General features: G+C 64.2%; 15 protein-coding genes. 3 read left to right on the top strand and 12 right to left on the bottom strand.

Translation table 11 applies throughout. The annotated features are described in order from the left end of the window. Positions 1–70: 70 nt before the first annotated feature. Genes FE782_RS25630 through FE782_RS25615 form a run of 4 tightly spaced genes read right to left on the bottom strand, consistent with a single transcriptional unit; the run spans position 71 to position 5,582 of the window. A complete protein-coding gene (locus FE782_RS25630) occupies positions 71–958 on the bottom strand; it encodes an ABC transporter ATP-binding protein (RefSeq protein ID WP_138197212.1) in 888 nt (295 codons plus the stop codon). A gap of 3 nt (positions 959–961) precedes the next feature. Beyond that, positions 962–3,856, bottom strand: coding sequence for an ABC transporter permease (locus FE782_RS25625; protein WP_138197211.1), 2,895 nt, complete (start codon positions 3,854–3,856; stop codon positions 962–964). A 24-nt stretch (positions 3,857–3,880) separates the two neighbouring features. After that, positions 3,881–4,918 carry an efflux RND transporter periplasmic adaptor subunit gene (locus tag FE782_RS25620; RefSeq protein WP_158299549.1) on the bottom strand — a complete coding sequence of 346 codons (1,038 nt, stop codon included), beginning with the start codon at positions 4,916–4,918 and terminating at the stop codon, positions 3,881–3,883. Then, complete coding sequence (locus tag FE782_RS25615; protein ID WP_138197209.1) at positions 4,911–5,582, bottom strand: ABC transporter ATP-binding protein; 672 nt, start codon at positions 5,580–5,582, stop codon at positions 4,911–4,913. The genes FE782_RS25620 and FE782_RS25615 overlap by 8 nt, the downstream gene beginning before the upstream one ends. Before the next feature lie 238 nt (positions 5,583–5,820). On the opposite strand from FE782_RS25615, the gene FE782_RS25610 reads away from it, so the two are divergent. The 3 genes from FE782_RS25610 to FE782_RS25600 are packed head-to-tail and all read left to right on the top strand — an operon-like array spanning position 5,821 to position 7,804. After that, on the top strand, positions 5,821–6,720 hold the full coding sequence (locus FE782_RS25610; protein WP_138197208.1) for a GNAT family N-acetyltransferase: 900 nt from the start codon (positions 5,821–5,823) through the stop codon (positions 6,718–6,720). Between the two features lie 56 nt (positions 6,721–6,776). Next, positions 6,777–7,115, top strand: a complete 339-nt coding sequence (locus FE782_RS25605) for a CidA/LrgA family protein (RefSeq protein WP_138197207.1) — start codon at positions 6,777–6,779, stop codon at positions 7,113–7,115. Then, complete coding sequence (locus tag FE782_RS25600; RefSeq protein ID WP_138197206.1) at positions 7,112–7,804, top strand: LrgB family protein; 693 nt, start codon at positions 7,112–7,114, stop codon at positions 7,802–7,804. Before FE782_RS25605 ends, FE782_RS25600 begins: the two co-directional genes overlap by 4 nt. Before the next feature lie 729 nt (positions 7,805–8,533). Here the strand turns inward: FE782_RS25600 and FE782_RS25595 are convergent. From FE782_RS25595 to FE782_RS25555, 8 genes are read right to left on the bottom strand one after another with little or no spacing between them, the layout of a single operon-like run. Further along, positions 8,534–11,263 carry a chemotaxis protein CheA gene (locus FE782_RS25595; protein ID WP_138197205.1) on the bottom strand — a complete coding sequence of 910 codons (2,730 nt, stop codon included), beginning with the start codon at positions 11,261–11,263 and terminating at the stop codon, positions 8,534–8,536. Next, positions 11,260–11,649, bottom strand: a complete 390-nt coding sequence (locus FE782_RS25590) for a response regulator (RefSeq protein WP_138197204.1) — start codon at positions 11,647–11,649, stop codon at positions 11,260–11,262. The genes FE782_RS25595 and FE782_RS25590 overlap by 4 nt, the downstream gene beginning before the upstream one ends. A 6-nt stretch (positions 11,650–11,655) precedes the next feature. Then, a complete protein-coding gene (locus tag FE782_RS25585; protein ID WP_202914607.1) occupies positions 11,656–12,486 on the bottom strand; it encodes a CheR family methyltransferase in 831 nt (276 codons plus the stop codon). Beyond that, entirely contained in the window at positions 12,483–13,076 is a 594-nt protein-coding gene (locus FE782_RS25580) for a HEAT repeat domain-containing protein (RefSeq protein ID WP_138197203.1), read from the bottom strand. The genes FE782_RS25585 and FE782_RS25580 overlap by 4 nt, the downstream gene beginning before the upstream one ends. Continuing rightward, entirely contained in the window at positions 13,066–14,124 is a 1,059-nt protein-coding gene (locus tag FE782_RS25575; protein WP_158299548.1) for a protein-glutamate methylesterase/protein-glutamine glutaminase, read from the bottom strand. The genes FE782_RS25580 and FE782_RS25575 overlap by 11 nt, the downstream gene beginning before the upstream one ends. Positions 14,125–14,157: 33 nt before the next feature. Then, the gene (locus FE782_RS25570) at positions 14,158–15,573 is read right to left on the bottom strand and encodes a chemotaxis protein CheW (protein ID WP_138197201.1); all 1,416 of its coding nucleotides are present in this window, start codon (positions 15,571–15,573) and stop codon (positions 14,158–14,160) included. Positions 15,574–15,597: 24 nt separating this feature from the next. Further along, positions 15,598–17,562 (bottom strand): methyl-accepting chemotaxis protein, encoded by a 1,965-nt coding sequence (locus tag FE782_RS32430; RefSeq protein ID WP_158299547.1) that lies wholly within the window; start codon positions 17,560–17,562, stop codon positions 15,598–15,600. Continuing rightward, a complete protein-coding gene (locus FE782_RS25555) occupies positions 17,559–19,004 on the bottom strand; it encodes a PAS domain-containing sensor histidine kinase (protein ID WP_138197200.1) in 1,446 nt (481 codons plus the stop codon). The genes FE782_RS32430 and FE782_RS25555 overlap by 4 nt, the downstream gene beginning before the upstream one ends. Positions 19,005–20,184 lie beyond the last annotated feature (1,180 nt).

Genomic DNA, 20,184 nt, shown 5'->3' with positions numbered 1-20,184 from the left:
AACCGTTCGCCGTCCGCGAAATGAAAAAAAGGCCGCCTCAACGGCGACCCGCAAACATTCTTCGACACTTTCACTCCTCCGGCGGCGTCAGCACGATCGCGCCGTCTTGGATCTTCACCCGCACCCGGGGCGACGACTTCAAGCCGGCTTGCTCCAGATAAGCCTCCGGGATTTGAAGCCGCCCCGCCCGGTCCATGACCGCGAATTCCTCGTGCGTCGCCTCTTCCTCGGCGGCGGCCGCGGATTCGCCCTTCAGCGACGCCAGTTCTTCGGCGTAGCTCGTGCGGCGAATCATCTCCGACGACGTCTTCCCGTCTCGGATCGCGACGACCCGATCGACCTTCTTCGCGAGCATCGGGTCGTGCGTGACGATGACGACCGTGACGCCGTATTCGCGGTTGACGAGGCGGAACAGGTCGAGAATTTGGTCCGCCATCTTGCTGTCCACCGAGCCGGTCGGTTCGTCCGCCAGCACGAGCCGCGGCTCGTTGGCGAGCGCGATGGCGATCGCCACGCGCTGCTGCTCCCCGCCGGACAGCTGCTGCAGCTTGTTGTTCACCCGGTGGCCGAGGCCGACCGCCTCGAGCAGCTCGAGGGCGCGAAGCCTGCGCTTGCGGCCCTTCAGCAGCATCGGCAGCTCGACGTTCTGCAGCGCCGTCAAATACGGGATCAGGTTGCGCGCGTTGTTCTGCCAGACGAAGCCGACGCTCTCCCGCTTATAGCGGATGAGCTCCTTCTCCGAGCACTTCAGCAGGTCGACGCCGTTCACGGTAAGCCTCCCGGCCGACGGCCGATCCAGCCCGCCCAGCATGTTCAGCAGCGTCGACTTGCCGCTGCCGCTGTTGCCGATGATCGCCATCAGCTCCCCCTGCTCCACGCGCAAGTCGAGCCCTTGGAGCGCGAACACTTCGAGATCGGCGCTCTTGTAAATTTTAACCAAATCCTCGCACACAATCATCGGTTAATCCTCCCCGAGCTTCAGCGCTTGGTGCATCTGGATGCGGGATACGATCCAGCCGAGGGCAGCGAAGCCTGCCAGGATCATCACGCAGACGAGCGCGCCGAGTCCGATCATATCCGCCGCTTCGATCAAGACGCGGAACGGCGGCACTTGCGCGGACGGCTCGAACGCAAGGCGGAACAGCGGCACGAACAACCGACAGGCGAGCACCCCCGTGCCGATGCCGAAGACGAGCGCCGCGGCGGTCGTGAGCAGCTGCTCCACGGCCAGCAGACCGAGCAGGCTCCGGAACGACATCCCGATCGCGCGGAACAAGCCGAATTGCATCGCCCGCCCTTGCATGGACAAGATCCAATACAGCAAAAATCCGATAAAGCTGATCAGCACGGAGATGAGGAAGCCGAGCGTCATGACGCCGTTGATCGACAGCTGGTACGGGTCGTTCTTCATCCGAAGGAGACGCTCGCGCGTATCGTTCGCGTTCATGATCGGCAAGCCGCGCTCCCGAATGGCGTCGAACACCTCTTGCCGAGAGGCGTCCGGCTCCAGCTTCATCCATACCTCGTAAGGCTCGAGCGCGATCCGGTTTTGGATATACGACAGGTTGCCGACGATCATCATCGGCGCGACCGGCGTACCGTCGGTCATGACGGGCGCGTCCTTCTCCGGCAGCGGCGAGAAGCTCGGGAAGTAATCGACGACGCCGTACACGGTGAACAACGCGGGCTCCCGGCTGCCCCACCGCACGCTGAGCGTATCGCCGACGCCGACCGAGCGTTGCTCCGCGAGCGTCCGCGAGACGAGCACGGCGGACGGCGTCTCCGCGATCAAGTTCAAGTACTCGTTGAAGTGATGCTGCAGCAGCCCGTTCCGGAACCAGGCCGTCCTCCCGAACCGGTCCGTCTCGATGCCGTACAGCTGCACCGCGCCGTTCGTCGTCTGGCTCTCCATGAAGGCGTCCTTCTTGACGAACACCTTGGCGACGCTCTCCACGCCCGGCAGCGACTCGTACGGAGCGAACGGCGGCTCGATGTACTGGACGATCGGCGGCGCCTCGTCGGCGCTCGCCGCTTGCGGGACCGGCGCTCCGCCCATCGTCGGCGGCGGGGCGTTGTTTTCCCAGCGCGTCGTCAGCCGCAAGTCCGCCCCGATCGCGTAACGAATCGAATCTTCTAAATTCTGGTTCATCGTTCGCGCGGCGCTGGCGCTGTACATCCCGATGCCGACCGTCAGGACGAGGAAGATCATCAGGTAATGGTAGCGGGCGCCGCCGCGGCCGATATCGAGCAGGATGGAAAAGAGCGACGGCGGCCACCACTTCCGCCCGCTCCAATACAGCAGCCGGATCCCCCACGGATAGATGCGCAGCAGCAGCAAGCCGAAGCCGGCCATGAACAGCGCGGGCACGAAGAAGAGGAGCGGATCGACGGCGACCTGCTGTCCGGCGGCGCCGAGCGATACCGCGCGGCTCATCTGCCGTTCGAAGTCGCTGTAGACGTACAGCGACACGGCGATCAAGATCAGATCGAGCCCGATCGTCTGCCAGAGCGGACGCTTCGACGCCCGAGACTGCTCGCGCTTGCGTTCGACGATCGTGGCGCGCGCGGCGATCGCCGCCGGGATCATCGTCATCAGGAACGAAGCGCCGACCGCGTACGACGCGTATCGATATACCTCGGCGTCAAGCCGGACGTCGAGCGCCGCGCGCTGCACGAACGTAAGAAAGCCGTTCGACGCGCCGAGCCACGTCGTCAGCCCGAGCGCCAGCGGCGGGCCGACGGCCAGCGCGACCGCCCCGAGAATGACGCCCTCCGTCGCGTACGACAGCACGATCTGCAATCGGCTCGCGCCGCGGCTGCGCAGGACGGAGATTTCCGTCTTCTGCCGGTTGACGAGCAGATTCGATACCATGAACAGGAAGACGCCGAGCATGATGAGCACGGGGACGTTCAGCGCCCACAACAGCTTCCGGAGCTGCTCCTCGCGATCGAAGTACGAGACGATCGTCGTACCCGCGGCGTTGTTCACCGCGTGCGTCTCGAACAGCGGCGTCATGAATCGCTCCAGATCGGCGCCGACGCGCATGTATTGCCTCACGTTGTCGAGCGTGAGCTCCGTATGGTCGACCGCGTAATACCACGTCGCCGTCAGCGGACGCAGCGGCTGATCGGCGCCGCCGAACGACGCGACGTACGTGTCGAACGGGAGCAGGAAGACGTTGTCGTAGCGGGCCGTATTCCCGCCGTAAATAAACAAATCCCGTTCGCTCGCCTGCTCGACGACGCCGACCGCCTTCACGACGATCGGCTTGCCGTCGGCCGTCACCGGCCCCGGCTGGTTCCGAAGGACCATATGGAACTCGTTGCCGAGCACCATGCGCAGCTTGTTCAGCGCGTTCCCGAAGACGACCGCTTCGTACACGCCGTTCGCGGCGGCCGCCGGGTCCGGCCAGCGCCCGTCGACCAGCTTCGCGTTCGTCTCGAGCCCCTCGATGGCGCCGAGCTTCGCGAAGCGGTCGACCGTCGGGTCCGCGCCGCCTTCGGCGGCGGGCACGGCGGCGAATTGCACGCTCTCCCGCTCCCGCACGTAATGCACCACGGGGACGGGCAGCCGCTCGCCCGCTTCGGTCGCATACGCATCGATCGCGGCGATCGACCGTACCGCCTTCGCGGGGTCGTCTTCGTCCCTCACGTATACGCGGGACCAGAGCGAGCCGGGATAGACGTTATCGTCCGTCTGCAGCAGCTCCAAATCCTTGACCAGCATGCGCTGCAGCACGGCATCGGTATAAACCGGAATGCTGCTGACCAGCGCCACGGTCACGACCAACCCGGCGAGCAGACACAGCTGCAGCCACCGGTTGTTCGCCATTTTGCGAAGCACCATCTGAATCATTCGTCTACACCCTCTACCTTCGGCTTATTGCAAAATGACGACGGCCCCTTCGGCAAGCCCCTTCACGATCTCCACCTCGGTGGACGTCTCCACGCCCTTCTCGACGTCGAACTCCTTGCGGCTCTCCCCTTCGATGACTTGGACGTACGTGCGGCCGAAGTAGCTTCGAAGCGCGCCGCGCGGGATGATGATCGTGTCGTCGCTCCGTTCCGTCGCGATGCGGATGTCGGCCAGCTCGCCCATCGCCGCCCCCTCCGGCACCTGGTCGAGCGTAACGTACAGCGTTCTGGAGTACATGTCCGACAACTGCGGATTGAGCGTCGCCGGCGCCGAATCCGGCGTCTGCGCGACCGTGCCCGCAAGCGATACGCCCTTGAAATCGATCTCGACCGGCATGCCGGGTTTGACGCCCGCGAGCGCCGAACGATTCGCCGCCTCGTACGTCAGCCGCAGCTCCGACGGGTCGGCGACCGAGACGAGCGTGCGCCCGTCGTCCACCTTTTCGTTCCGCTCCAGCTTCTCCGCGTAGACGACGACGCCGTCCGATTCCGCGGTCAGCTGCAGACTGGCGAGCCGCGTCCGCGTCTTCTCGAGCCGGGTTTTCGCGATGTTCAACTCGAGCCGACGAATGTCCGTCAGCTCCTCGTCGCCCGACGCCGTCGCTTCCCGGTAGCTCCTCTCCGCGTACATGACCGCGAGCTCCTGCTCCTGCACGGCCAAGTCGAGATCGCCCACCTGGAACTGGACGAGGACGTCGCCTCGCTTCACGACGTCGCCCGCCTTCACCTCCATCGACTCCACGATCGCCCCCGGCTCCTTAAGCGCATGATAGACGATCGCCGTCGATTCGAAAGCGCCGACCCCCCGCACGTACTTCACGATTTCGCCGCGCTTCGCCACGGCCGTCTGCACGCTGTCTTCGCTCGGCTTCACGAGCGGGGGCGCCAGCGATTCCTCTTCCTTCGGTAGCAGCGAGCAGCCGCTAAGGGCGACGGCCAACGCCGTTCCCGCCAACGGCAGCAGCCACGCCCGTCGATTGCGCATGTTCCCTGGATTAAACAATGACCCCATCCTCCAATGCATACACGTGATCGACGATTTCCATCATCGCCGGGTCGTGCGTCGTCATGACGATCGAAAGACCTTCGTTCTCTACGAGCTCCCGGAACAGTCCGACGATCGACAGTCCCGTGCGGCTGTCCAACTCGGCGGTCGGCTCGTCCGCGAGCACCAGCTTCGGTCGATGCGCGATCGCGCGGGCGACGGCCACGCGCTGCTGCTCGCCGCCGGACAGCTCGAAAGGGCGGTGATGCATCCTTTTCTTCAGCCCCACCAATGACAGCGCTTTCTCTGCAAGGTCTCGGGAAGCCGACGGCGTCACCCCCGACAGCCGAAGGCCGAACTCGACGTTTTCGAGCCCCGACATGTAAGGAACCAATGCATACGATTGGAAAATGAGTCCGATCCGAGTCCGCCGCAATTCGTCCCGCTGCCGATCCGTCAGCCGCGTCGTGTCGACGCCGTCCAGCTCGATCATTCCGTCCGTCGGCCGGTCGAGCGTGCCGAGCAGATTGATGAGCGTCGTCTTGCCCGAGCCGGACCGTCCCCGCAGCGCGACCAGCTTGCCGGCAGGCACCGTCAGGTCGACGCCCCGCAGCGCGTGCACGGCCGAACCGCCGCGCCCGAACACCCGCGTAACCCCCCGCGCGCGAATCATATCGCCCATAGTACGGGAATCCCCTCCGCCATGGTATGTGATAAATAAGTATGTAAACCTTTACATAGTTCCATCCTCTTCATTCTACACGCAGTTCGCCCGGGGAGGAATGATGATTTTTACCGAAAAACTTCTCGGAAATCGGAGAAGAAAAACCGTTGACAATCCTCCACGGATGGAATATGCTCCCACTAACTTAACAGAGTTCGATCATCATAGAACTTTTATCTTTTGAGGAGGCTCTCTTATGACCCAACTCCGGTTGGAACGATTGGCCGACGTTCCGTTATCCCGCGTCGTCGCCGCTTGGAACGAATGCTTCTCCGATTATTACGTCCCGATCGCGATGGATGTCCCCTCCTTCGCCGCCGCGAAGCTCGGCAACGAAGACCTGCATCCCGAGCTGTCCTTCCTCGCGTTCGCGGACGGGCGCGAGGCGCCGATCGGGTTTCTGCTGAACGCCGTGCGGACGGTCGACGGCGAGCGGATCGCCTGGAACGGCGGAACCGCGGTGCATCCCGACTTCCGCGGACGCGGAGTGGGAGCCGCTCTTCTGGAGAAGGCGATGGAGACGTACCGGGAGCAAGGCGTCGCCGCCGCGCTGCTCGAGGCGTTCGTCCAGAACGAAGGCGCTCAGCGATTGTACCGCCGGTTCGGCTACGAGCGATTCGATACGCTGCACGGGATGGAGGCGGCGGGGGCGGTCGATTTCGGCCTCGATTCGGCCGAGATCCCCTCCGGGTCGACCTACCGAATCGAGCGGCGTCCCCCATCGGCGCTCGAAGGGCTGCGGTTCGCGCCGGAGACGCCGCCGTGGCAGACGATGCGCCAATCGGCGAAGACGGGCGAAGCGCTCGTCGCCGAGGACGCCGCCGGGCGCCCCGTCGGATATGCGCTTCGGCGGCGCTCGCCGGCGGCGACGACGCTGCTGCAATGCGCCGTCGACCCTGCGCTGTCCGACGAAGCGGCCGCCGGCGCGACGCGTCGCCTGCTCGGCGCCGTCTTCTCCGGGGGCGACGCGGCCGGCTCGACTCGTCGCCGGACCGTCTTCGCCGCTCCGGCGTCTCAGCCGGCGCTGCGCGCCGCGCTCGCGTCGGCCGGCTTCGAGGATAAGTACGCCCTTGTCCATATGCGTTTACGCTTCTAAGCTTCCTTGATACAATATAAGGCAACTTGTTACGTAACTAGGAGGCAACGCTCGACATGCGCGGTATCGCGATCCTTCTCCTGTTCCACCTGGCGGGCACCGCCCTCGAACGGCTCGCCGGCGTGCCGCTCCCCGGCAACGTCATCGGACTCTTGCTGCTGCTGGCGGCGCTCGGCCTCGGATGGGTGAAGCTCGAATGGGTGGAAGCGTCCGCTTCCTTCCTGCTGAAGCATATGATGCTCTTCTTCGCGCCGATCGTCGTCGGGACGATCGTCTTCCTTCCGCTCATCCAAGCGGAATGGGCCGCGATCGTCGCTTCGCTGCTGCTCGGCCCTGCGATCGTCATCGTCCTGACCGCCTTGACGGCGAAGCTGTGGCCGGGGGGAACGCGATGACCGCGCTTCGGGAATGGGCGTCGACGCCGGTGTTCGCCGTCGCCGTCACCGTCGGCCTCTACGTCTTGTCGCTCCGTTGGAACGCCCGCCGGCCCTGGCTTCATCCGCTGATCGTCACGTCGGGCGGCATGATGGCGCTGCTGCTGGCGGCGGACATTCCTTACGCGACGTATTCCGAAGGCGGCGACCTGCTGTCCTTCTTCCTCGGACCCGCCACCGTCGCGTTGGCCGTCCCTCTGTACAAGCGGAGGAGCGAAATTCGGAGGCGGCTCGGGCTTATTCTCGCTTCCGTGACGGTCGGCAGCGCGGCGGGCATCGGCAGCGCCTGGCTGCTCGTCGCACTGCTCGGGGGCAGCCGCGACCTGTTGATCGCCTCGCTGCCGAAGTCGGCCACCTCGGCGATCTCGATCGAGCTCGCCCGCTACCTCGGCGGCCCCGGCGAGCTGTCCGCCGTGCTGACCGTGCTGACCGGCATCGCCGGCAGCATGTTCGGCCCCGCGCTGCTGCGCCTGTTCCGCATCGACGGCGACGTGCCGCTCGGCCTGGCCGTCGGCACCGCCGCGCACGGCATCGGCACGTCGCGGCTGCTGCGCGACTCCGAGGAGGCCGGCAGCTATTCCGGGCTGGCTATGGGCATCGCGGGCATCGTCATCTCGCTGCTGATGGTGCCGCTCTCTTGGCTGCTGTAAGCCGCGGCTCCCTAAGTTTGCCCCGCTGTCCGGCCATTCGCCGACCGGCGGGGTTTTGTTTTGTTCCGCGGCTCCTTCTCCTCGACTTCCCTTCGCTCAGCCAGGACCGCGAAAACGTTCCGAGTTGCTGCGAAGTGCCCGGTTGCTGCGAGGTGCTGCGCGGCGCTGTCAGGCATCGAGTTTTTGCCGGGCTGTGAATTGGTGTGGGGGCTGCGATGGTCCGAGGGGGCTGTGAGTTTTTGCGGGGCTCTGAGTTGGTGTGAGGGCTGTGCGGCAAGCTGTCAGGTGCCAAGTCGCCGTGGGGCTATCGGTCGCCGCGGAGGTCTGTATGGTGCCGTCCAACCTTACATTTGTCGTGGGGGCGGTAAAGGTATGCGGGGACCGCGCGAAAGGGTAGCCGTTGGCCGAATGGACTGCACGAATGCAGTTGTTTTCTCAAAAACCAACCGAATTGGCCCGAATGCCTGCAACAATGCAGTTGTTTTCAGCAATTTCCGGAACATGCTGGCAAGACGCCTGCATCTTTGCAGTTATCTTGCTCGGAGCGGCTAATGTCCGGTGGAATACCTGCAGTTTTGCAGTTACGTTTCGCGAACGCCCAAGCTGAGCGAAGGGAAACCGAGGACAAGGAGTAGAAAAAGAGACACCCACCCACCCGGAACACCCAAAAATAACGCAGCGCCGCGACCGGAAGGCTCCTCCTCCCGCATCGCGGCGCTGCGCAATCCGTTATCCCGTCGCTTCGACCGTCTCTTTGCGCGGCTCGAAGCGGATCGCGTTGCCGTTCAAAATCAACAGCACCGTACCGTCGCCGAGGATCGACGCCCCGGCCAAATACGAAAGATGCTTGAAGCAATCCTCCGGCGGCTTCACCACGACCTCCTGCTGCCCCGCGAGTCCGTCGACGCGCAGCGCGACGCCGTTGCCGAGAATGACGAGGTACGAGGAGGAGTCTCCCGCCTTCGCGGCCGCAGCCGCTCCCGTCCCGTCTTCCGGTTCCGGCAACGATAAATACGTCCGCAAATCCACGACCGGGTAGACCGTATCCCGCAGGATGACGACCGGCTCGCCCTGCATCGTCCGAACGTCGCCCGCGGATACGCGCAGCGTCTCCTCGATCTGCTCGAGCGGAATGCCGTACGCGCTGCCGCCGACGGACACTTGCAGAATATGCGTCATCGACAGCGTGAGCGGCAATTCGATGCGAACCGTCGTGCCCGCGCCCCGCTCGCTGCGGATGCCGACATCCCCTTGCAGCCGATGGATCGCCTTCTTCACGGCGTCCATCCCGACGCCCCGGCCCGAGAGCGTCGTCACTTCCTCCGCCGTAGAGAGGCCCGTCCGGAAGACGTACGCGACCAGCTCCTGTTGCGTCATCGCGGCGATGCGGTCCTCGGGCAATTCGCCCGTCTCGCGCAGCTTGTCGGCGATCCGGTCCGTATCCACGCCGGCGCCGTCGTCGTACACTTCGAGCACGACCCGGTTCCCTTCGCGGAACGCGGAGATGCGCAGCAGCCCTTCCGTCGGCTTCCCGGCCCTCGCCCGCGCTTCCGACGGCTCGATGCCGTGATCGATGGCGTTGCGGATCAGGTGGATGAGCGGATCGGATATGGCTTCGACCAGCGTCTTATCCAGCGTCGTCTCTTCGCCTTCGAACGCAAGCCGGATGCGCTTGCCGGACTGGCGGGCCATATCCCTCACGAACCGATGAAATTTATTGAATACGAACGATACCGGCAGCATGCGAATGTCGACGATCGCGTCCTGCAAATCCCGCGTAATCCGGTCGAGCACGGCGTACTTCTCCTTGAGCTCGGCCGCGACGGCCGCGGCGTCGTTCGGTTGGCGCAGCTTCCCGATCATGAACGGGAACGCGTTCCGCGCCACCGCGAGCTCGCCGATCAGCTCCATCAACCGCTCGACCTTCCCCGTCTCCACGCGGATGATTTGGTCCGCGTCCGCCGGAGCCGGAGCCGGAGCCGAAGCCGAAGCCGTAACCGTTGCTGAAGCCGTTGCCGAAGCGGTCGCCGTGCCCGGCGCCGTCGACGAAGCCGCGGTCGGCCGCGCCGCAGCGGAGGCCGCGGCTTCCTTGCCCGCGCGGCCTTCCTCCGGCGTCCACCGCCCTGCGGCGCCCGCCGCGCGCGATGTCGAAGCCGCAGCCGACGCCCCCTTCTCCGCCTTCGCCGGCCCGTCCAAATACCGGTTCGCTCGTTCGTTCAGCGCCGTCAAATCCGGAGCCTGCATCGCGGCGAGCGCGAGCAAGCCGTCGTCCCCGAGCGCCTCGGCGCACCGGCGAAGCAGCTCCCGGGCCAACTCCCAGCGCTCGATCATTGGCCTGCCCTTAGGCGCCAAGAAATGCAGCTGCTCGACGACCAGCCTGCCGGCCGGCGGGGCAAGATCCGGGAGCGAAGCATCCGCCGCCGATCGGCGGCGCGGCGGCGCTTCGAACAAAGCGTCGGCGCTCGACGCGCCCGGGGGAGCGGGCGGTCGCCCCTCCTCCTCCTCGCCTTCGAACGGGCTCTCGAACGCCGCGGGCGCGAGCAGCGTGCCGAACTCTTGCTTCGCGGCCTCGCGCGGCTTGCACAGCTCCCAGACGTCCAACACGACGTCGGAGAACCGCTCCGGCGCCGTCCCGTTCGCCCACGATTCGGCGCCGTCGCGCACCGCGTCGCATACGTCGGACCACCAATGCGGATGCGGCGAGGTCGCGTCCGCTTTGCGAGCGTAAGCCTCCAGCAGCGTGCAAACGACGACGAACTGCATGAATAAGAGAAGCGCCGGCCGGCCTTGCGCCTTCTCGGACATGCGGCCGAACTTCGCCGCGGCGCTCTCCAGCAGCGCGGGCAGCTCCGTATCGTCGAAGCGCAGCGCCGAAGCCTCCGCGAGCTCCGCGGCGGCCGCCTTCGCCTGCCGAACCTGGTACCGGGTCAGCTGCGCCGCCGCGGCGTCCGCGGCCGAGAGCGTCGGCAGGAAGTGCGCGAATGCGTCCGCGTCCTTCGTCCCCTCCATGAAATCGCGCGCCGCCGCGGCCCAATCCGTCGCCCGCTGGGAAAACAACGCCGCCCGAGGCTCCTCCCGATCCCGGATCGACAGAAATCGCCCGAGCCGATGCAGCAGCTCCGGCTCCGACTGCGGATCGTCCTCCCCGTCCCGAATGCGCTCCGCCAGCGACCGCACTTGATCGAAGCTCTCGAGCAATATATCGATCAGCGCCGCGTCCGCGACCCGCGTCCCGTTGCGCAGATCGTCCAGCACGCTCTCGAGCAGATGCGTGAGGATCGCGATGCCGCTATAATCGTACAGGTTCGCGGAGCCCTTCAACGTATGCGCCGCGCGAAAGACGTGGTCGACGTTCTCCTTGTCGTCCGGCCGGCGCTCGAGCGCGAGAATATGATCGCCGATCGCGTTCAACAGCTCGTCCGCCTCTCTCAAAAACGACGCCTTCCCATTCCCGCTCATACGCTCGCTCCTTCCGGTTCGATGCCGAACAGCCGAATGAGCGCCTCGAGCCGATCCGGCTTCACGGGCTTGACGAGGTACGCGTTGGCGCCGGCCTGATACGCGAGCTGCTGGTCGGACGGCTTGCTCTCGCTCGAGACGACGGCGATCGGGATCGTGTAGCTGCGTTCCCCGCCGCGCAGCTCCCGAATGAACTGATAGCCGTCCATCTTCGGCATGTTAATGTCCACGATCGCGGCGTCGTATCGTCCGACGGCGAACTTTTCCAACGCTTCCAAGCCGTTATACGCCTCGTCGACCGCGAAGCCGCGCCGCTGCAAATATTCCTTGTAGTAGTCCCGGGTCGCCGCGGAGTCCTCTACGATCAATACCTTCCCCCGTCGCATCTCGCTTCACCTCGCCGGCTGTTTTTGATAGATGATTGCATTTTGGAATCTGCATAGCTGGAAGATCGACGTAATGCGGCTCATCGATTCCGAATGTCCGAGGAACACGTAACCGCCCGCCTTGATAGACTGGTAGAAGTCCAGCGCCACTTGCCGCCTCGACTGGTCGTCGAAATAAATCAATACGTTCCTACAGAAAATGACGTCCACATCCCGAATGTCGCGCATCTCGTCGGGATCGATTAAATTCATTCGCCGAAATTCCACGAGGCTCCGCAATTCGTCCTTCACGCGGAGCTCGAACCCGCCCTTTTCGAAATACCGTTCCAAATACGGCGCCGGCAGATGCCGCGTCGAGCGATCGCCGTAGCAGCCCTTCCGCGCGAACGCCAGCACTTTGTTGTCGATGTCCGTGGCGACGATTTTGCAGCGGGCCAGATTTTCCGGACCGAGCATCTCGCTGAGAATGATGGCGAGCGTATACGCCTCTTCTCCCGTCGAACAGCCCGCCGACCAGAACGTCAACGGTCCCCGCTCCCGCCGAACGATCTCCGGCAGCACTTCCTCGGCGAAGCACTTCAGTTGATTGAACTCTCGGAAAAAGTACGTTTCGTTCACCGTCAGCAGCTCGATGAACGCCTGCAGCTCTCCGCCGTTATTCTCGTAGCGAAGCATCGAATAATACATATTGAGATCGTAGATATCGAGCGCTTCCATTCGCTGGTGCAGCCGCCGTTCCATGAAGTACAGCTTGCTGTCGGGAAAATAGATGCCCGTCTTTTCATAGATGAAATCCCGCAGACGACGAAACTGTTCGAGCGACAAGGTCGCGTTCATAGCCGTTCCCCGCCGGCCGCGGCAGGCCGCCCCCAACCGAGTCGAAGCAGCGCCCGCTCGCCGACGAACCGAACGTACGGATGATCGTACGCCTCCATCGCGCCGACGATCGCCTCCGCTTCCGCCGGACCCGCGCCCATATCCCCGATGGCCTCGACGATGGCGACCAGCACGTTCGGTTCTCGTTCCACCGAAAGCTGCTTGGCGAGCGTCCGTACGACCTCGTCCTTATATGGAAGATGCTGCATCGCCTGCACGACGAACAGCCGAACGTCCGGGTCCATGTCGCACGCATGCGATTGCAGCACCCGCAGCGAGGCGATGCCGAACGCCGGAAACAGCTCGATCGCCAAATTGCGGGCGGCGGCCTCCTCGGAATATAACAGCTCGACAAGAATCGCCGTACCCTGCTCGCCGGAGAGGCGCGTCACCTCGGAGCCCAAGTATTCCAGCACGTCGGAGCGAAGCGGCAGCTGAAGCACGCTGCGCAAATACTCCTCCCGACTCGCCGCGGACAAGTCCGCCAGCACCTCTCGAATCATGCCGAGGTTGCCCGCCTGGCAGTAAAACCGAAATTGCTTAAGATCCATCCCTCATCACCTCGCCCACAATGAACCTGCCGATCTGCGAGTACGGCAGGACGACGCTGGCGCCGCCCATCTCCGCCGCGGCCCGCGGCATGCCGTATACGACCGCCGTCTCTTCGGCTTCCGCGATCGTGAAGCCGCCGCGCTTCTTGATTTCCACCATCGCCTGCGCGCCGTCCGAGCCGATGCCCGTCAGCAGCACCCCGATCAGCTTCGACGCGGGGAGCCGCTCGAGCAGCGACATCATCGTCACGTCCACGGAAGGCTTGAATACCGTCTCCTTCGGCAGGGCGCCGACCGCGATGCGGTATTGACGTTTGCCGAGCACCTTCTCCACCGTCATATGCTTGCCTCCGGGCGCGACGTACACGGTGCCCGGCTCGACGGGCATCCGGTGCGCGCCCTCCACCGTCTTGATCGGATACTTCTCGTTCAGCCGCTCCGCGAACGAGCTCGTAAACAGCGGCGGCATATGCTGCACGAGGAAGACGGGCGCCGGCAAGTCCGGCGGCAGATGGCGGACGACGTCCTCCACCGCTCTCGGACCGCCCGTGGAAGCGCCGATCACGATCGCCTTCCGGAACGGCTCCCCCCGCTCTTCCGCTTCCTCCGCGTACTCGTCGTCCGGGCGCTTGCGCGTCCGGCTCGAGCCGGATGCGGCGGCGACGATCCGCTCGACGAGCAGGTCGACCGTCTTCCGCATCTCGGCGGCGCCCATGACCTCCGGCTTCGTCACGTAGTCGAACGCGCCCAGCTCGAGCGCCTCGAACGTCACGAGCGCCCCCTTGCGGGAATACGCCGACAAGATGATGACGGGGCGCGGCGCGATTTCCATCACGTACTGCAGCGCCGTGATGCCGTCCATCGTCGGCATGTGAATGTCCATCGTCACGACGTCGGGCTGTAGGCGGATCGCCTTTTCGACCCCTTCTCTGCCATCCCGCGCCGAGCCGATCACTTCGATGCAGGGATGCTTGGACAACAGAAGCGTAAGCTGCTGCCGCATCAAGGCGGAATCGTCCACGATCAGCACTTTAATTCGGTTGCCCATAGATACCATCCTGATTCGCTAAGATGTATGCCGCTACCGGAACGCAGACGGGGCGACCAGCGGAACGAGCTTCCGGTCGCGGCTGCAATGGTAGAAGCCTTGCTTGGTTTGGTCCGGCGGGATGCGGACGACCCGCGTCACCCGGGGCACGGCGATGCCGCGCTCGGCGCCGTCCTTCTCCGCGACGATGAGATGCGCCGTCCGCTCCCGCTCGCCGCCCAGCTCCAGCGCGGCCTGCGCGCCGACGACCGTCAAGATGCGGCCGCGCACGTTCGCCACGCCGACGATGCCGGCCGGCGCGTGCGGAACCGGCGTCAACCGCGTCAGCCGCCGTACCTCCTTGACGTCGCCGGCCGGCATGCCGTATTCCTGACCGCACGCCTGGAAGAATACGTATAAGCGGCCGTTGTCCGACGCGCCGCCCTCCGGCGCCTCCTCGGCCGATTCGGCGGCGGACGCGCGGCGGACCGCCTGCGAAGGCAGGAGCCGGCTTACCGCGCCGCCCTCCCCGAGCAGCCGCTCCTCGTCCAAGACGAACATCGGCGCCCCCGACGAGGCGTACGTCACGCCCCGAACCATCTCCGAGTACGATTCCAAAGACGGTGCGAAGCGAGCGGCGGCATCCTCCCGCGGCGCCTGCAGGTCGTGCACCCAGTCGACGGCAAGACCGACGATCTCCCGGCCGTTCGGCGTCGCGACCTCGGCGCAGACGACGCGCCGCGGCTTCGAGGCGGCGCCGCCGAGCAGCAGCGCGCCGAGATGAACGATCGGCATCGCCGTCCCGTTCCGATATACGCCCGTGCCCATCGCATACGACGGCAGCCCCTGCACGCCGACGATCTTCTCCGGCATCGGCAGAATGTCGCGCACTCCGCCCATGTCGAGTCCGTACTGTTCCCCGTTCGTCTCGAAACGGAGCATCCGGCGTTGTTGCGGCGCCGCTTCGTCGTCCCGCTCGCCGGACCGGAGCGCGCGTACGCTCGGCGCCAATGACGCCGACTCGGCGACGGCGGGCTTGCGCGACTTCAGCGCGTCGAATAGAGCCTGCACGCGGAAGATGCGGACCGCCGTATCCTCCCGCATATATAATCCTTCATAGATGTCGGCTTCCCCCGACGACAGCGGAGCGATCTCCCGCTCGCGCGCCTCGGCGACGCCCAGCATGCGGTCGACCGCGAGGCCGACGTCGCTCGTCCGCTGCCGCAGCACGACGATCTTGCCCGCCGCCCCATGGGCGCGGGGCGCCCCGCTCGCCCAGCGGACGCCGTCCACGACGGGCATAAGCGCGCCGCGAACGTTCGCGAGCCCGTCGATGAACGAGTCGGCGAGAGGCACCCGCGTCGCGGCGCCCGCGGCGACGACGAATGCAACCGATTCGATGCCGACCGCATAGACGTCTCCGTCCAACGCGAACGTCACGAGCTGTCTGACCGATGTCGTCTCCATCATGGCTTACCCCTTCTTTCCGACGCGTTACAAGTAGATATCGTCCGCCATGCTCGCGATTTCCTCGATCGCCCGAGCCAGCTCGTTAATGCCGATGTTTTGCTCTTGCCCGGCGTGCGCCGCCTGCTTGCTCGCCGCCGCGGATTCCGCGGACGTGACCGCGATCTGATCGACCGCCCGCTTGGATTCGTTGATGGCGAATTCCATCTCGTTCAAACGTCCCGCGTTATCGGCGATCATGTTCTGCATATGGCGCAAATCCTCTTCGATGCGGAGCGAATCGGTCAAGATGCGCTTCGCCTTTTCGACCTCGGCCTTCGTCGTCTCCTTGGACACTTGCAGCTCCCGCAGCACGGTCGACACCTGCGACTGCGTATCGCGGATGAGGTCCTTGATGTTCTCCGCATGGCCCGCCGTCTCGACGGCCAGCGAACGAATGTCCGCCGCCACGACGGCGAAGCCTCGGCCGAATTTCCCGGCGCCGGCCGCTTCGATCGCGCCGTTGACCGCCAGCATATTCGTCTGGATGCCGACGCGGTCGATCGCGTTCACGATCTTGTCGATGCTGCGGAATTGACCGTCGAGGCGAACCAGCTTGTCCAGATTGTCCTCCATAGCCTGGAGGCCTTCCGCGATATTTTCGATCATGGCGTCGGTTTGCCGCTTCCCCGCGTCGTACAGGCTCGCCACCTCGGCGAGATACGTCTCGGACGACGCGGCGAGGCCGGCCACCTTCTTCGTCATCTGCTCGAGCTGCGTGACCGCCGCCGCGGATTGCTCCGTCGCCACGGACTGCATCTCCGAGCTCCGGTCCATGCCGTTGATCGCGTACATGATCTGCTGCGCCGACTGTCCCGCTTCCGTGATCGAGGCGGACAGCTCCTCCGCCGCCGCGGCCAACGTCTCGGCCGAACGCGCCACGTTCTTGCTCGAACGCAAATCCTCCGTCAGATCCGAAAGCTCCAGGGCGCTGTGATTGATGTCCTGCAGCGCCCTCGATTGCTGAAGAATCGCCTGGAGCGCTTGAGCGGCGCCCGTCGCCTGCTCCTCGGACGCTTGCGCGATGACCCTCGCCCCGTTTTCGAAATCGCGAATGCCGGTCCGCAGGACGAGCGATTCCCCGTTCATTTCCTTCACGCTCTGAACGAACAGTTCGATCTTCCCGCTCACGGTCGCCAGCGATCGGATGACGCCGCGGCCGTTGTCCGCCTCCTGCAGCGCGACGCGTTCCGCCTCCTTGATCGACGCCGCGATCGGAGCGACCTCCGTTTGAATGTTCGCGACGAGTCCCCGAATATCGTTCGCGGACTTCTCGGACACTTCCGCCAGCGCGCGCACCTCGTCCGCCACGATCGCGAAGCCTGCGCCGTGCTCCCCGGCTCGCGCCGCTTCGATCGCCGCGTTCAGCGCGAGCAAATTCGTCTGGTCCGCCAGATGTACGACCGTGCCGATAATGTCGCCGATCTCCTGCGCCTGCCGCTCCAGCCGGCCGATCGCGCGCGCCGAATCGGAGCTCTTGGCCGCGGAGAGCGTTACGCCTTCGACGAGCCGATGAATGTCGGAGGACGAACCCGCGACGATCTGCTGAATCGTTAAGCTCCGGTTCATCGACAGCGTCACGTTATGGGAGATCGCGTTCATATTATCCATGATCTTCGTAATGGAGGCCGAGCTTTCCTCGCATGCGGCGCTCGATTCTTCCGCGCCCGTCACGAGCTGCTCCATCGCTTGGCGCAGCTCTTGCATCGCCGACTGCGATTCCTCGACGCCTGCGGACAGCTGCTGCGACGCCGCGGCCAGCCGTTCCGACAGCTGCTGGTATTTCGCGAACGTCCTCGCCCGCTGCCGCTGCTCCTGCAGCCGCTTGCCCGCCGCAGAGTCGATGCCGTCCGCCGGTTCGATCCGGGACTCCTTCGCCTCTCTCGGCGGCGCTTCGTTCTGCGCGATTCTCGAATACGTGGGCGGCGACAGCAGCGTCTTCTTCTCATTCATGGTTGACGAACCTCCAGTAACGTTGATTTTTCGGATATCGGAAACACGATCTCGAAGGTCGTGCCTTCATTCACTCTGCTCGTTACTTTCACGCGGCCGCGGTGCTTCTGAATGATCTGATAGCTGATCATAAGGCCGAGCCCCGTCCCCTTCTCCTTGCTGGAGTAGAACGGCTCCCCGAGCTTCGACAGCCGATCCTCGGGAATGCCGCACCCGTCGTCTTCCACGGTCAGCGTCACGGCGGACGGGTCCTTCCGGGCCAGCCCGACGCGCAGCCGGCCGCCGTTCGTCATCGATTCGATCGCGTTCTGCATCAGGTTCACCAGCATCTGCTTGATCTGGTTCGCGTCGCACAAAATCGGATTCGGACCGGACGGCTGCCGCATGTGGATTTGGACGCCGCTCATGATCGCTTTCGTCTCCATCAAGCTCGCGACTTCGCTCGTCAGCACGTTCAAGTCCGCTTCGTAGAACTTCACCATCTGGGGCTTGGCCAGCATCAGAAACTCCCCGATGATCGATTCGATGCGCTCCACCTCGGAGAGCATCAGCTCGAAGTAGCGGTTCCCCCTGTCCCCCGAACGCAGAATTTGGGCGAAGCCCTTCAGAACGGTCAACGGATTGCGGACTTCGTGCGCGACGCCGGCGGCCAGCTGACCGACGATGGTTAGCTTGTCGGATTTGCGGAGCAGCTCTTCCGTTTCCTTCTTTTGCGTAATGTCTTGGAGTTGAATGATATAGTTCAGCGGGCGCCCGTCGACGTCTCGAACCAACGTGATGCACAGCGCTCCCCAGACGAGGCGGCCCGAGACGTGGAGGAATCGCTTCTCCATCTCGCACGACTGCGTCTCGCCGATCAAGAGCCTCGTGCAGCCTTCCAGATAGCTGTCCACGTCTTCCGGGTACAAGAACGACTTGATATTCAACTCTCCCGACGCCTGCGCCGGAAGTCCGATAATTTCGCAGAACGCGTAGTTCATCTCCTGCAGGACGCCCTGCACGGTCACCAACGCCATGCCGACGGCCGCGAAATGAAACGCCGACCGGAACCGTTCCTCGATGATCGCGACGCTCGTCTCCTCCGCCTTCGGGGGCGTGATGTCCTCCATGGCGCGGATGACGAGGTATACGCTGTTGCCGCGGTGAACCGTAGACGCGTGCAGATCGACGTGAATCGTCGTTTTATTTTTGCGGTATGCCTTCGACTGAAGGCGGAAGGGTCGTTCGTCCGAACCCGATAAGCGTTCTAGGGAATCAGGTCCGAACAAACGTTCGATCCGTTCGCCGATTAACTCGCGATCCCCATAGCCGAATAACTCCCTCATGCTTCGCGAGACGACGATCATCCGTCCGTTCTCCGCGACGCTGACGTCGGGCAGCCACTCGTGGATCGGCCCGAAGGGGTAGGGGCGTTCTTCGCTGCAATCGTCTAGACTATCCATTAATTGATCTCCACCGGATGTAAATATATGTAAAAATATAGGTATTCCTTCGACCACTTTTCAAAGTATAGAGATATCAATAAATTGTGTAAACGAAGAACAACGTCGGGTCCTGTATGCTTTTGTCGGATGCTGTCGGATGCCTTAAATATTTTTTGAACATTGATCGAATTCGGGGCGGAGGCGACATCGGATGTGCGGTTTTTATGGTCAATTCGACCGGATTTGAAGATTATGGAAGGCGGGCTTGACGGTTCGTGTGTCGTTCGCGCGACCGTGCCGTCGATTGCCGACGGAATCGCGGCGCGGTGCGGCGGATCGTGCCGGATGATCGGGTCTGCGGGGGCGTCGAGGCGGCGGCGCAGAGGTGCGGCGGAACGGCTGCAATGTTGCACGGCGGTGCACATGTTGCACCGGCATGGTGCGAAGAGTGCACCACGGCGGTGCAACCGCCGCGGAATCGGTGTCCGCATGCTCGGCGGAACGGCTGCAATGCTGCACGGTGGTGCACATATTGCACCGGTATGGTGCGAAAAGTGCACCACGGCGGTGCAATAGCCGCGAAATCGGTATCCGCATGCTCGGCGGAACGGCTGCAATGCTGCACGGTGGTGCACATACTGCACCGGTATGGTGCGAAGAGTGCACCACGGCGGTGCAATAGCCGCGGAAATGGTGTCCGTTGGCTCGGGGGAACGGCTGCAATGCTGCACGGTGGTGCACATATTGCACCGGTATGGTGCGAAGAGTGTACCACGGCGGTGCAATAGCCGCGGAATCGGTGTCCGTTGGCACGGGGGAACGGCTGCACTGTTGCACGGCGGTGCAATAGCCGCGGAAATGGTGTCCGTTGGCTCGGGGGAACGGCTGCAATGCTGCACGGTGGTGCACATATTGCACCGGCATGGTGTGAAGAGTGCACCACGGCGGTGCAATAGCCGCGGAATCGGTGTCCGTTGGCACGGCGGAACGGCTGCAATGCTGCACGGTGGTGCACATATTGCACCGGTATGGTGCGAAAAGTGCACCACGGCGGTGCAATAGCCGCGGAATCGGTGTCCGTTGGCACGGGGGAACGGCTGCACTGTTGCACGGCGGTGCACATATTGCACCGATATGGTGCGAAGAGTGTACCACGGCGGTGCAATAGCCGCGGAATCGGTGACCGCATGCTCGGCGG

This window comes from Paenibacillus antri, assembly GCF_005765165.1.
GTDB lineage: Bacteria > Bacillota > Bacilli > Paenibacillales > YIM-B00363 > Paenibacillus_AE > Paenibacillus_AE antri.
The sequence above is the reverse complement of the archived record's forward strand: the minus strand, read 5'-3'. Positions and strand labels throughout refer to the sequence as shown.